This window comes from Streptomyces sp. NBC_00464 (assembly GCF_036013915.1).
GTDB lineage: Bacteria > Actinomycetota > Actinomycetes > Streptomycetales > Streptomycetaceae > Streptomyces.
The window spans coordinates 7,371,351-7,384,378 of the sequence record NZ_CP107899.1 but is presented as its reverse complement, the minus strand read 5'-3'; the positions used below and the strand labels follow the sequence as shown (position 1 = coordinate 7,384,378).

The following is a 13,028-nucleotide window of genomic DNA, read 5'->3' as shown; positions in this document are numbered from 1 at the left end:
CGGGCCGGGCACGGCCGCACGGCCACACTCAATTGCCGGGTGTTGCTCCTGTCTCGGGACCGGTCAGAGAACCGGATCAGCGAAGACTGACAACGCAGGGCAAGCGGCCGGCGCGGTGGCGTCGCACCGAGCCATCAGTACTGCGCCGTCCAGCGGCTCCGGCTTCTCCAGGCCGATGGCGGCCGTGGTCACAACAATGTGCTCACCGGTCAGGCAGATGCTGGACGGCTGGACGGCCGGCACCGGGACCGCCAGCAGGAGCGTTCCGTCGGGGGCGTAACAGCGAATCTGCCCGGCGCCCCAGATGGCGCTCCACAACCGGCCCTCGGTGTCCACGGTCATGCCGTCCGGGCTGCCTCCCGCCGGGTCGACCCGGAACACCGGGCGGCGGTCGGAAAGCGTGCCGTCGGCGGGGTCGACCGTAAAGGCGTCGACGGTGCCCACCGCGCTGTCGGCCAGGTACATCGTGCAGCCGTCGGGGCTGAAGGCCGGGCCGTTCGGGACGGTCAGGTCCTCGAGCACCGTCCGCATCGACCCGTCGGTGTCGAGCAGGTGCAGGGCGCCCGACCCAGGGGTGCCGTCGTACGCCATCGTGCCTGCCCACATCCGCCCGGCCCGGTCACATACCGCATCGTTCATACGAAAGGCGGGGCCGGTCCCTTCGGGCCCACCGATGCGCCGGACGACCTGCCCGGAACTGTCGAGCACGACGAATCCCGTCCCGGCGGCGGCCAGCCACCCGATTCGGCCGGTTACTCCTGTCGTGCCCTCGACGAGCGGGGCCACGGCGCCGAGGGGTTCGTCGAGCCGGGCCATCTCCTCCAATGGCCAGTCGACTTCGGCCGGTGCTCTCAGCAGTCGGCCCGCCAGGATGTCGACCAGCACCACCGTCCCGTCGGCAAGGAGGCGCGGTCCCTCGCCGAGTTCCAGCCGGTCCTTCGTCATCGGCCGGAAGGTGCCGACCGTGGGCACGTCGTACGCCGTCATGGCACAACCTCTCTGTCCGCCCCGGGGCCCGTGTCACCGCGGAGCGCGTCGTCGCTCGGGCAGGATCAGCGGACGGCACTGCCGGGGGGGCGCGTCCAGCAGGGCCAGTTCGTCACGGTGGGGCAGCCCTTCCCAGTCACCGTTGGAGGCGACTGCGAAGGCCGCGGTGGTGGTCGCACGGTGGAGCCTGGCGGCGGGACCGAGGGTGTCGAGCATTCCGGAGAGATACCCGGCGCAGAAGGCGTCGCCTGCACCGACGGTGTCGGCTACCGGCACCCCGCGGGCGGCTGCGTGCGCCGGGGCCGCCCCGGGAAGGTGCAGGTCGGCGCCGTCAGCTCCGCGTTTGACGACGACTTCTCCGATTCCCGCACCGAACAGTTCCGCGATCAGGTCTGCTTCTCCTCCGTCGGGTGACTCCCCGGAGGCGGCGGAAAGCAGGGGAAGTTCGTCGTCAGATGCGATCACGACATCCACGTACGGCAGAAGGGGGCGCAGCGCCGTTGTGGCGGCCTCCTCGCTCCACAGTCGCGCGCGGTGATTGACGTCGAGGGTGACCGTCCAGCCGTGCTCGGCGGCATACGCGGCGGCGGCCCTCACCGCTGCCAGAGGACCGTCGCCCAGCGCGCACGTGATGCCGGTCAGGTGCAGGATGCGGGCCCCCGCTTCCAGGGCGGGGACCAGGTCCTCGGGCCGCTGGCGCGAAGCAGCGGATCGTGACCGCCAGTAGTGCACACGGGCCAGGTCGGCGACGCGTCGCTCCCGGAGCATGGCACCGGTCGGTGCCTGCGGGTCTGTCGTGGCGTGGCTGGTCACGACGCCCTCGCCGCGCAACGTGCGAAGGATCAGCCGGCCCGGCTCGTCCCTGCCGGTGCGTCCGGCCCACGACACCCGGTGGCCCAGCCGCGCCACACCCACCGCGACATTGAACTCGGCCCCCGCCACTGTCGTACGCGCCGAACCGCCCGCGCCCAGCGGGCCCTCGGTCTGCAACGAGAGCATGGCCTCTCCGAAGGTGAGGACCTCCACGGCTGGGGAGTTCACGTGCCCGCCTCCGTACGGCAGACGCTCAGGAAGTCCCTCGCCCGCTGTCGCAGGGCGGCAAGGTCGCCGCCGTGCGGGGCGTCCCCGGCCAGCGGGCTTCCCACTCCCACGGCGACAGCCCCTGCCTCGAAGTACTCCGCGGCTGCCCGGGCGTCAACGCCCCCGACCGGTACGAACGGCAGGTCCGGGAAGGGGTCACTCAGGGCGCGAAGGTATGCGGGACCGCCCAGCGAGGCGGGGAATAGCTTGACGGCGCTCGCGCCTCCGGCGCTCGCCGCGACCGCCTCGGACGGGGTCAGCGCGCCAGCCAGCACGGGCACGTGCCGGGCAACGGCTTCCGCGAACCCGCCGCCGAGCGCAGGAGTGACGATCCAGGTCGCACCTGCCTCCTGCGCACGCCGGGCGTCGTCGGCGGATACGACGGTCCCCACCCCGATCGCGATGGAGGGGTCTACAGCGTTCACCGATCGGGAGATGACAGTGAGGGCGTCGGCCGTGTTCAGGGACACCTCGATGAGCCGGATGCCCTCCTCCGCGAGGGTCAGCACCGTGCGCAGCGAGGCTTCGGCATCGCGACCCCGCACGATCGCGACGAGTCGGTCGCGGCGCAGCCGGGTGGTGAAATCGTCTGTTTCCATGTGTGTTCGCTGCTCCGGTGAGATGGTGACGTTACGTGTGTGGCCGGTACGGGTGCCGGTGCGGTGGTCAGGACAGCGCGCGGCCGATCACCACTCCGCGAAGGAGCCGTCCGGATGCCGCCAGATCGGACCGCGCCAGTCCGGTGCGTTCCCATCGGCCGCCCGTACGGCCTTCTCATCGACCTCGACCCCCAGTCCCGGGCCGGTGGGCCGGTTCAGATGTCCTTCGTCGAAGCGGAACACCTCGCGATCGACCACGTAGTCGAGCACCTCGGCTCCTGCGTTGTAGTGGATGCCGATGCTCTGTTCCTGGATGAGGAAGTTCGGTACGGAGAAGGCGATCTGAAGGCTCGCGGCGAGGGAGAGGGGCCCGAGTGGGCAGTGCGGTGCCACCAGCACGTCGAAGGTCTCCGCCAGTGCCGCCATGCGGCGCACCTCGGAAATGCCGCCGGCGTGCGAGAGATCCGGCTGCAGAACGGCGATACCCGCCTGGAGCGCGGGCAGCGCGTCGGTCCGGGAATAGAGCCGCTCACCCGTGGCCACGGGAACCGGCGACGCGGCCACGACATCCTGCAGTCGATGGGTGTACTCGGGCAGCAGAGGCTCCTCCACGAACAGCGGGTTGAGCGGCGCGAGATACGGCAGGACCCGGCGGGAGTTGGCCACGTTGAACCGGCCGTGGAAGTCCATGGCGAAGTCGCGGTCCGGGCCGAGGACTTCACGTGCCGTCGCGGCCCGCTGGACGACGGCATCAATGTCACGGGTACTGGCGATCCGGTTCATCCTGCCGGAGGCGTTCATCTTCACCGCCGTGAACCCGGCCTCCACCTGTTCCTGGACGGCGTCGGCGACCTCCGCCGGTTCGTCGCCCCCCACCCAGCTGTAGGCCCGCACCCGCTCTCGCACCGGTCCACCCAGGAGCACGTGGACGGGGACACCCAGCGTCTTGCCGGCGATGTCCCACAACGCCTGGTCGAGTCCGGCGACGGCACTCGCGAGTACTGGGCCTCCTCGGTAGAAGGAGCCTTTCGTCATGACTTGCCAGTGGTCCTCGATGCGCAGTGGGTCCCTGCCGATGAGGAGTTCGGCGAGCTCGTGGACTGCGGTGCGCACCGTCGCCGCTCGTCCCTCGACGACCGGTTCGCCCCAGCCGACGACACCTTCGTCGGTCTCCACACGGCAGAAGAGCCAGCGAGGTGGTACAGCGAAGGTCTCGACGCGTGCGATCTTCAAGAAGGTGCTCCAGGAGATGGCCGCAGACAGCGCGGCGTCGGATGAGGCCGGACGTTCAGGAACACGAGAAGAGCTCCGGAAGACAGCCGTTCAAGATGAGTTCTTCATGACGCTCCAGCCGCCGTCCACCACGAGCGACGCACCGGTCATGAAAGACGCGTCGTCGCTGAGGAGAAAGCCGATCGTCGACGCGATCTCTTCCGGTCGGCCGATCCTCTTCGCGGCGGTCTCTTCGGCCGCGGCCCGCCGATCGGCCTCGGCGATGTCCTCCCACGCCCGGGTGAGCACCGGCCCCGGCAGGACGGTGTTGACGCGGACCTGCCCTCCGTACTCCACGGCGAGCTGCCGGGCCAGACCGGTCAGACCGGCCTTGGCGGCGGCATAGGCGGGGCGCCCGGGCAGCCCTACGAGAGCGTGAACCGATGAGACGAGGACAGCGCTGCCGCCAGTGGCACGCAGGTCGTCGAGACAAGCTCGGAAACCCAGATAGGAACCGGTGAGCGAGACCCCGAGCTGGCGGTTCCATTCCGCCGCATCGATCACATCGGCCGCCCCGATCCGCACGGTGTAAGCGTTGCTCACCAACGAGTGGACCGGGCCGAACGCCTCGCGAGCTGCGTGGACCGCCGTCTGCCACGAGGATTCCTCGGACACGTCGCAATGCTGGAAGAGCGCACGGCCGCCGATATCGCGGATACCTTCGGCAACCTGCTGACCGGCGTGCGCATCGATGTCGGCGAGCAGGACACCGGCGCCCTCGAGAGCGAGCCGCTGGGCCGTCGCCGCACCGATGCCGGAAGCACCGCCGGTCACCAGGACGCAACGTCCCTCGAAGCGCCTGCGGCAGGTCGCATGCAGTTGGTCCACGAGCAGTCTCCAGGTACGGCGGCCGAACAGGTCAACGACATTAAATATTAATTATTGATGCGCGCCAAGAGCCCGGTGGCGTTCGGACGAGCAGCCGTCGGCCTCGGAGCCTGCGATCCGAAACTAGCCGAGCCATCAGTCACACGCTGAAGCAATCTGTCTCAAGATATTGACGAGCGCTCAACTCTGCACCAAAGTGCTCGCGTTGGCACGGCCTGCTCGACCGGGCCTACCCCATCTCTCCACCGGTCGCAGTCCATGCCGCCTCGACGGGCTGCACAAGCGGTCGCGCGGGCCAGGACCAGCGCGTCGTGATCACTCCGCCAGGCATGTCCGGCACCCGCACCCGCCCCCACGGGGCTCAGTGAGTCAGTGAAGGGACACAGTTATGCCTTCTTCCGTACCTCGTCAGCGCAGAGCAGCCCGAGGGACCGCTCTCCTCAGCGCCGCGCTGGGGTTTGCCACCCTGCTCGGGACCCCTGCTCAGGCCCACAGTCCCTCTGATCAGGGGCAGGCAGTGCCGAGCGAGTGCTCAGGAACATCCCCCGTCGTCTGCCACTTCGACGTGCCCCCAGGCAACTACACGGTCACAGCCCTGCTGGGGGGCAGCGTTCCCGGAAGCACCAGCATCTCCGCCGAGGCACGCCGGACGATGCTCGCCGAAACGCCCACCGAGGCGGGCCGGAGAACCATGCGCAGCTTCACCGTGAACGTGCGCGATCCCGAAGGACAGCCCACGGACCCGGCCGGAACCCCCGGCCTCGATATCCGTTTCGAGGGTGCCGCACCGCAGCTGTCGGGGCTCAAGGTGACGCCGGCCCACCGCACCCCACAGATCCTCCTGGCCGGCGACTCCACGGTGTGCGACCAGTGGTACATCCCGTACGCGGGGTGGGGGCAGGAACTGACCCAGTTCCTGCGACGCGGAATCTCGGTCGCCAACTACGCGGACTCCGGCGAGTCGACACAGAGCTTCCTCGACAATCCCGTGTTGTTCGAGGCCCTGGAGGCCCGGATCCGGCGGGGGGACCTGGTGCTCATCCAACTGGCTCACAACGACAAGATAACGACGGCCGCCGCCTACCGTGCCAACCTGACCGCCATGGCGGAGCGGGTCACCGCCAAGGGCGGACAGCCGGTGTTCGTGACCCCGATCGTCCGGCGCCGCTTCAACAGCGACGGCACGCTCAACGATGTCGCCCTCCACGTGACCGGGCAGGCCAATCTGCCGGTGGAAATGCGTTCCCTGGCGCAGGAACTCGACGTCCCTCTGGTGGACCTGACGGCGATGTCCCAGGAGCTCGTGGAACGTCTCGGCCCCGTGGAATCCCGCGGCATCTACCTGACGGACGTCAACGGTGACAACACCCATACCTCCGTGTACGGAGCAACCCAGTACGCCGCCCTCGTGCTCGGGGACCTGAAAGCTCAGCGCCTCGTCCCCTCGCGGCTGATCCGCTGACGCTGTTCGGCCGACGAGCGAGAAGCCACGTCGGCCGGCTGCGTCACGCAACCTCCAGTGTTCTGGGCTGTATGGCGGCCAGAACACTGGAGGTTCTCATTTTGCAGGGACTCTCAGGACCCGCTCGGCGCGTAGACGATGCTGGGCGGAGGCGGCTCGCTCATGCCGTCCCCGAGGAAGTAGTCGACCTCGTGGGACTGCATGTAGCCCTTGACCGTCATGTCGTTCCGGTAGGCCGGATTGTGGGCGAGGGTGTACAGCCGCGTCTTCGTGGACCGGTCCGTGGTGAAGACGATGAGTTCGTCGTTGTCGGCGTTGGAGTAGACGGCTTCCTCCCGCCAGTCGCCCATGATGTCGCCGACCATGGTCGGGTTGCCGGCGCTGCCCACACCCACGGCCCCGAACTTCGACGTGGTCAGCACCCTCGGAAGGCCGTTGCTGGGCGCCGGCGCCTCCGGGTTCCACTTCTCCAGCTTCTGGTTGTTGAGCAGTTCCATGGTGAGGTCTCCGTCCCACCAGAGCCCCAGAGCGGGCCACGGGCTGAGCGAGGTGTCGGGCTCGGTCAGCTTGTCGGTCGGCGCGTTGTAGACGCCCGAGAACGACCAGGCTTCCATACCGGGGTGGCCCGGGTCGATGTCCCCGACCAGCCCCCGTCCCACATCGGCGACACCTTCCGCCTCGTGCTGCCAGATCATGCTCCCGTCGGCGGCGTCGTAGTAGTACTCGCGCAGACCGTTGGGGTTGTCCTGCTGAATGCCGTAGCCCTGAAGGCCGGGGCGGTCCGGATCCATTTTCGCCAGATAGAAGCGGTCCCCGTGGATGACACCTTCGGGTGCAAGCGAGTACCGCAGTGTTCCGTCGCCGTTCAGGACGAACCCGATCTCGGCGATCTCGTCCTTGCCGTCACCGTCGACGTCGACGATCCGCGTGTTGTGTCCGTCGGGGGCGTCCTGGTTCCCGCGCAGCCACTTCCATTGCCGCTTCACAGCGCTGCCGTCGAACTTCCAGGCGGTCATCATGAGGTTGAAGCCGCCGTTGCCGACACGGTTCTTCATGTAGGCGACCAGGCTCGGCGTGGAACCGTCCAGATAACCCACACCGAAGCGGGCGTACATGGGGCCGTCGGTCAGGTAGTCGTCGGGGACGGGGGCAGTGGCCCTCGCAGCTCCTGTACGGCCGTCGAGGATCGCGATGAACTGGTGCGAGTCGTCGCCGTAGGAGAACGTCTCACCGTCACCGAAGGTGACTCCGTCGGCAATGCGAACGGCCACCTCGGCACGGCCGTCGCTGTCGAGGTCCTGGACCGTGACGCCGTCCCAGTGCCCCACGTCGATGGTGGACGAGCCGCCTTCGATGTTGTTCTGGTCCGTGCTGTTGTGACCCATGTCCATGCGCCACAACAGCGTGCCGTCACTGCGGTAGGCCTCGATCTGCTGAGGAGAGGTCTGGCGGTCCACCACATAGTCGTACAGGCCGTCACCGTCGAGGTCGCCGACCCAGGTGAACTTGATCGGACCGCCCTTCTGAAGGGGAATGCGGACCACGGGTTCCTTGGCATGATCCGCCGACAGCGTGAAGATCTTGCTGGAGGCCTGCTCCCTGCCATCCTTGACCGGACGTACGCGGTAGCTGTTGGTCTTGGTCAGATCGGCGGTGGAATCGACGAAGTTCGTCGCCCCGGTCAGGACTTCAGCGTTGAGTTTGGTCGAGGCGGCGCCGCCTGTTGACCGGTACAGATTGAAACCGATGCCGTCGGGATCGAGCCCGAGCAGGCGCCACGTGACGAGTACGTCGGTGTCGCTGCTGCGTACGGCTACGACCGCCCGGTCGAGGTTCTCCATGGTCCGCGCAGCCGCGACGACTGCTGCGGCGGGTTGCCCCTCTGTGGCGGAGGTTGCGTCTGCTCCGGGAGGGCCGGCGATCACGGCCGCGGCTCCGGCAACCACCGCCGCTATGGCCCCCACTGCCCACCGGACCCTGCTCCGGCGGTGCTTCTGCTGCTGGTGCACGTATGCCTCCTTTGACACCTACACATGCCGGAGCGCCACTCGTGCAGTCGACGAACGCTGTTCCGCCTAGCGGTCGCGCACGTGGGCGCACCGACGCTTCATATTGCTTCGTTTCGAAGCATGCTGCTCATTTGGTCGGGACACGTCAATAGCTAGGTCGGAACAGTCTTGTGGCATGCCTCAGCCGCCGGTAGCGGCTACCGGCGGCGTGGGGAGGGATAGATCGAGGGACCGACGGTCAGGCTCCGGCCCGCGTACCGCAGGACGCCCTGATCGTGAGACGGGGCTGCATGAACAACTGCCGGACGGGGACCGAAAGCGGGTCCGGTGCCTCCAGTCGGTCCAGAAGGAGCCGCGCCGCCTGCTGTCCGATCTCGTGTTTCGGAGGCGCGACAGCCGTCAGCGGCACATCCGCGAGGGACGCGATCTCGTCGTCGTAGGCGATGAGCGCGAGGTCCTTCGGGGCGTGCAAGTGGCGAAGGCGCATGCGCCGCATGAGTTCGATCGCGTCGTGATCCGAGTGCACGAGAGCGGCACGGACACCGCCGGCCAGACACTCCTCGATGAACTGGTCGTACTGCGCGGCCGCTTCCGTCGAGCCGAGTGTCGGCCGCCCGCTGTCGAGCACGGGCGCACCTTGATCCAACTCCAGTCGGCTGACCGCCGCCTGATGGCCTGCCTGCAGCAGGGGTGCGGTGGGACTGCCGTTGGTGAACAGCGCCACGGCTTCATGTCCGAGTTGCACAAGATGACGTACCGCGGCGAAGGCGCCCTGCCTGTGGTCAGTGGCCACGAACTCGCAGGAGGCGAAAGGATCATGCGGCTGCCGCTCGAGCAGCACGAAGGGGAGACCGGTTCGCTCCAGCTCGTGCAGCGTCTTGTCGGGCAGCTCGTGTCCGCCCGGCGAGGCGACCAGCAGGCCGGACGCACCCGACTCGGCGAGTTCCTCGATGCGCTGCGCATCGCTGTCGCGGGTGTAGTCGGTCAGGCTGATGACGACCCTGGCGTCGTACGCGGTGGCCACCTCCCGGACACCGGCGACCACGCGCGGGTAGTAGTAAGTGGCGGACGGCACAAGCAGCCCAAGCGTCCGCTCCGGCCTGGCGAACGAGCTGCCTGCCGAAGCCGGCTGCGCGACGGCGCCGAGTGGGGGCGTGGCAAGCATCGCGCCGCCACGCACCCGACTCAGCGCGCCCTCGTTCTCCAGGTCGAGCAGGTCTCGCCGCACGGTGGCCCGGGAGACCCCGAGACGTGTGGCGAGTTCGACGACCTTGAGGCCTCCGGAAGCCCTCAGCTCACTGAGCAGCCGCTCGCGTCGCTGGGCGACGAGCATGTCGGTCATGGCGGCCCCCTCCGGTGAACAGATCTTAACGATCCTAGAGGAGAATGATCGATCTTGCTCTGAGCTGGGGCACCCCGGTGGCAGTCTTCAGGCCTTGTCTCCGACCAGGGCCAGACACTGGATGGCGGCGAGCCCGAACTGGGCGCTGGCGTTGGCGGAGAATCCGGCCTCGTCCACGGGGTTGAGTACGTCGGGGCCCTCCACCCGATGAGAGGTGAAGTCGTGGTCTGCGGGGTATCCCGCGTGACCGGTGCGCAGCTCCTTCCAGGCACGCACGGCAAGGGTGTCGTCGTCGAGCTGGTGGGCCGCGTAAGCGGTGGCTCGGGAGTAGGCCTGCCGGAGATTGAGGTTTCCCCAGTCCGATCCGGTGATGGCCCGCTGCTCGTCCTTGGTGGCGTTGTACAGACGGCAGAACATCAGCCACTGCTTCTTGACGTTGTCGTCGTCGACCAGTTCCACCACCTCGGTCATGACCTCGATCAGCCCGAACACGGAGCTCAGGGCCCCTACGTACACGCTCGGTTCCGTGGGGCCGGTGAACCTGCCGTCCGCGAGGTCATAGGTGATCGCCCCGCTCTGCACCCATCCGTTGGGCATGGCCGCAATGGTCGTTGCGCCGTTGACCAGCTTCGTACGGGCAATGGACTTGCCGTGCCGCTCCCACTCGGTGAGCCAGGCCATGGCAAGCGATCCCCAGTCGGTGGTGGTTCCGACAGGCATGGCCTTCGGCTCGGGTTCGAAGGGGTCGCCCTCCCTGATCTTCCGTACGGGATCGAGGACGAGGAAACTGCGATCGGCGTCGACGAGGTCGTGCAGAATGTCGCCTACCCGCTCGTCCGCGGTGAGGAAGTAGTAGAAGCGCTTGTAGCCGGCGTTGCTGATGCGTACCTGCTTGGCGCTGTCTCCCCAGTGCATGACGCCGTGCCGGGTCCCCAGGCCCTGGTACTTGCCGATGTGGTACATGTCCACCTCACCTGTGTGGCGGGTCATGGCCTCCGCGAAACGGAAGGCGGACGCGTCGCCGGTGCGCAGGTAGTGGTACCAGAGCCACAGGTCGGTGGAGAGCTCCGAGTTGTCCCAGGCGTAGCCACCGACGTCATAGGACCAGGTGTGCCGGTCGCCGTCGTAGTTGTGCATGATGTCGCCGTAGTCCCAGAAGCCGTACCAGGATCGCTGGTCCACCTGCTCGCGGTGATAGCGGTGGATGGCCTGGAGCTGGTCCTCGACCACCGCCTTCGCCGGAACCGAGCGGTCCACCGGGCTCCACGCCCCGAAGATCTTCGCGCTGTGATTGTGTTCCGGGCTGCTGGCGAGCAGGGGAGGTGTGGAGTTGGCGGCAGCGAGCGAAGCGAATCGCGCGGCGCTGGGCGTGGATTCCAGGGCCCAGAAGGTCATCTCGGTGGTGCGGGCGACGCCGTAGGGAGTTCCGAAGCCCGGTTCGTAGTCCTCGTAGGTGATCTCAAGGCCCTCGAGTTGCTCGGGGTAGGTGTCCTGCCCCATGCCGTCGTGGTAGAAGCGCAGGTCCATGGCGTTCGCACGCGGGGACCACATCCACACTGTGACCTGGGCCTTCGTGCCGGCAGCCCCTGCGATCTCCAGTTCAGTGGGGTGCAGTTGCCAGAAATTGCGCATGCCGAAGGCGAGACCGCCGGACGGGGAGCCCACGTAGCCGAGGCCTTCGGCACGCTTGCCGCCGTCGACCCGCACCCAGGAGTGGCCGGGCTTCGTCCGCTTGTGGACTTCGAAGCCATGGGCGTTGAGCTGCCTGAGGCTGTAGTCCCCGAAGGCCGGGATGTACTGCAGCCGGGAGGTGACACGACTGTCCCAGGTGCTCGGGTCGGGAGTCGCCCTGCCCTCGTACTGCGCCGTACGTACAGCCGCGCCGGGGTCACGTCGCAGTCCCGTGATACCGCGGACCGCCTCAGCGAGAACCCCCTGGTCCTGTCCCGCGAAGCGGACGTGCCGGTCATGCAGCTCACCGCGCATCGGGACGTCGAAACGGATCCCGAGACCGTTGATGAAGTCCTTCTTCTCGTCGCCGTCGAACACGAAGTTGTGCACGGTGCGGATGCCGTCCGATCCGGCGTACAGATAGAAGCGCACGACAAAGGGCAGCCAGGCATGCCGGCCCTTCCTGTGCTTCCCCTCGACCTTGACCACGGCACGCACCGGCCCGTCCTGCTCCACGGTCACCTCACTCACGATGCCGGTGAACGACTCGGACTTGACCACCGGCGAGGGATCCGTACTGGGCTTGTCCTGACGAGAGGCGATCAGGTGGCCGTTCTCCGCGATCACCGTGCCTCCCCGCCGGATCGACTTGATGACCAGACCGCCCTGGCGAGGGAACACCACCTCGATCACACCTGTGTTCACGGTGATCTGGTCGCGTCCCCGGTGCACTTCGAGGGCGGAGTCCGGCTTCGCCGCTGCGCCGGCCGCAAGCCGGTAGCTCTCACTCCGTGCGACCGCGCCGCTGACGGCGTGGGCGGTCCACTTCACGGAACCGTCCGGCCACCATCCGGTCGGCCAGCTCTGCACCGGGATGCCCTGCCCCGACTCCGTTGTCAGCGAGAACTCCTGGTCGGCGGCGAACGCGCCGGCCGGCCAGGGAACGCCCCAGGTAGTGCCGGCCGCGAGTTCGGCCGGCACGTCCCTCTCCAGCCAGCGCAGCGTGACCGGATCGTGGCCGTCGGCCCGGACCGGGGCTGCCCAAGGCTCTTCAAGTGGGCTGCTTGCGGCGGCACTTGTCGTGGAACTGAACCATGCGGCCGCGCCTCCCGCAGCGGCGGATGCCAGCACGGACCGTCGACTGATCTGTCCCACGGTGTTCAACTCCTCTGAGCAGCGGGCGCCTGGGCGCTCGTCGTTGGACGGCTTGGGAATGAGAGGTAGGGCATCGGTCCACGCGTGGTCGCGGGCTGATGGCTCGGCCATCAGGTGCGCCGCTACCCGCAAGCCGGCGACTGACCTCGCAGCGGCGCAGACCAAGTCGCTTGAAAGGAGCGGCTCGTCAGGCAGAGTTCTCCCCTGAGCCGGGCCGTGGTCTTCATCGGCCCGCGCCGCGGTCACATGCTTACACCAGACGATTCATATGAACCAGACTTGAAGCAAACTGAGGCAGCAGCTGCCCACACTTCCGCTCCCGCTCAGACGTTGAGGCGCATCCGGGAGGACGTGAGGCTGCACAACATGGCCCCAACAGCCCGAATTGCACTGCGTGAACCGCGCGGTGTCGCAGTCACTACGACAGCCCCCACGACCCCAAGGTTGAAGCAACTTGAATCTTTGTGAAGACTATTGTTTACAACTCGATGGCCGTGCACAATGCAGGACGTCGCACCGGCGGAGAGCTCTATGAATCGTTCCACGACGCCGATGCATCCAGCTGGCTCCCCGCCCGCGCAGATGTGCTCCGACCCCGCGAATCCCCGGTCGGCGATGTAGCG

At 67.7% G+C, this 13,028-nt stretch carries 9 protein-coding genes; 1 reads left to right on the top strand and 8 read right to left on the bottom strand.

From position 1 onward, the window contains the following. Positions 1–63: 63 nt before the first annotated feature. The 5 genes from OG912_RS33310 to OG912_RS33290 all read right to left on the bottom strand — a co-directional run bounded on the left by OG912_RS33310 (position 64) and on the right by OG912_RS33290 (position 4,712). Positions 64–987 (bottom strand): SMP-30/gluconolactonase/LRE family protein, encoded by a 924-nt coding sequence (locus OG912_RS33310; protein ID WP_327712522.1) that lies wholly within the window; start codon positions 985–987, stop codon positions 64–66. 33 nt (positions 988–1,020) lie between these two features. Further along, positions 1,021–2,028: a sugar kinase gene (locus tag OG912_RS33305; RefSeq protein ID WP_327712521.1), complete on the bottom strand. Its 1,008-nt coding sequence runs from the start codon at positions 2,026–2,028 to the stop codon at positions 1,021–1,023. Further along, positions 2,025–2,666: a bifunctional 4-hydroxy-2-oxoglutarate aldolase/2-dehydro-3-deoxy-phosphogluconate aldolase gene (locus tag OG912_RS33300; protein ID WP_327712520.1), complete on the bottom strand. Its 642-nt coding sequence runs from the start codon at positions 2,664–2,666 to the stop codon at positions 2,025–2,027. The genes OG912_RS33305 and OG912_RS33300 overlap by 4 nt, the downstream gene beginning before the upstream one ends. An 87-nt stretch (positions 2,667–2,753) precedes the next feature. Continuing rightward, positions 2,754–3,899, bottom strand: a complete 1,146-nt coding sequence (dgoD, locus tag OG912_RS33295) for a galactonate dehydratase (protein WP_327712519.1) — start codon at positions 3,897–3,899, stop codon at positions 2,754–2,756. Between the two features lie 90 nt (positions 3,900–3,989). After that, positions 3,990–4,712: an SDR family NAD(P)-dependent oxidoreductase gene (locus OG912_RS33290; RefSeq protein ID WP_327712518.1), complete on the bottom strand. Its 723-nt coding sequence runs from the start codon at positions 4,710–4,712 to the stop codon at positions 3,990–3,992. Between the two features lie 442 nt (positions 4,713–5,154). On the opposite strand from OG912_RS33290, the gene OG912_RS33285 reads away from it, so the two are divergent. Then, positions 5,155–6,228, top strand: coding sequence for a rhamnogalacturonan acetylesterase (locus tag OG912_RS33285; protein ID WP_443061046.1), 1,074 nt, complete (start codon positions 5,155–5,157; stop codon positions 6,226–6,228). 113 nt (positions 6,229–6,341) lie between these two features. Here the strand turns inward: OG912_RS33285 and OG912_RS33280 are convergent, their stop codons facing one another. The 3 genes from OG912_RS33280 to OG912_RS33270 all read right to left on the bottom strand — a co-directional run bounded on the left by OG912_RS33280 (position 6,342) and on the right by OG912_RS33270 (position 12,405). Beyond that, positions 6,342–8,237, bottom strand: coding sequence for a rhamnogalacturonan lyase family protein (locus OG912_RS33280; protein ID WP_327712516.1), 1,896 nt, complete (start codon positions 8,235–8,237; stop codon positions 6,342–6,344). A gap of 238 nt (positions 8,238–8,475) precedes the next feature. Further along, positions 8,476–9,579, bottom strand: coding sequence for a LacI family DNA-binding transcriptional regulator (locus OG912_RS33275; RefSeq protein WP_327712515.1), 1,104 nt, complete (start codon positions 9,577–9,579; stop codon positions 8,476–8,478). Positions 9,580–9,666: 87 nt separating this feature from the next. Next, the gene (locus OG912_RS33270; RefSeq protein ID WP_327712514.1) at positions 9,667–12,405 is read right to left on the bottom strand and encodes an exo-rhamnogalacturonan lyase family protein; all 2,739 of its coding nucleotides are present in this window, start codon (positions 12,403–12,405) and stop codon (positions 9,667–9,669) included. Between the last annotated feature and the right edge of the window lie 623 nt (positions 12,406–13,028).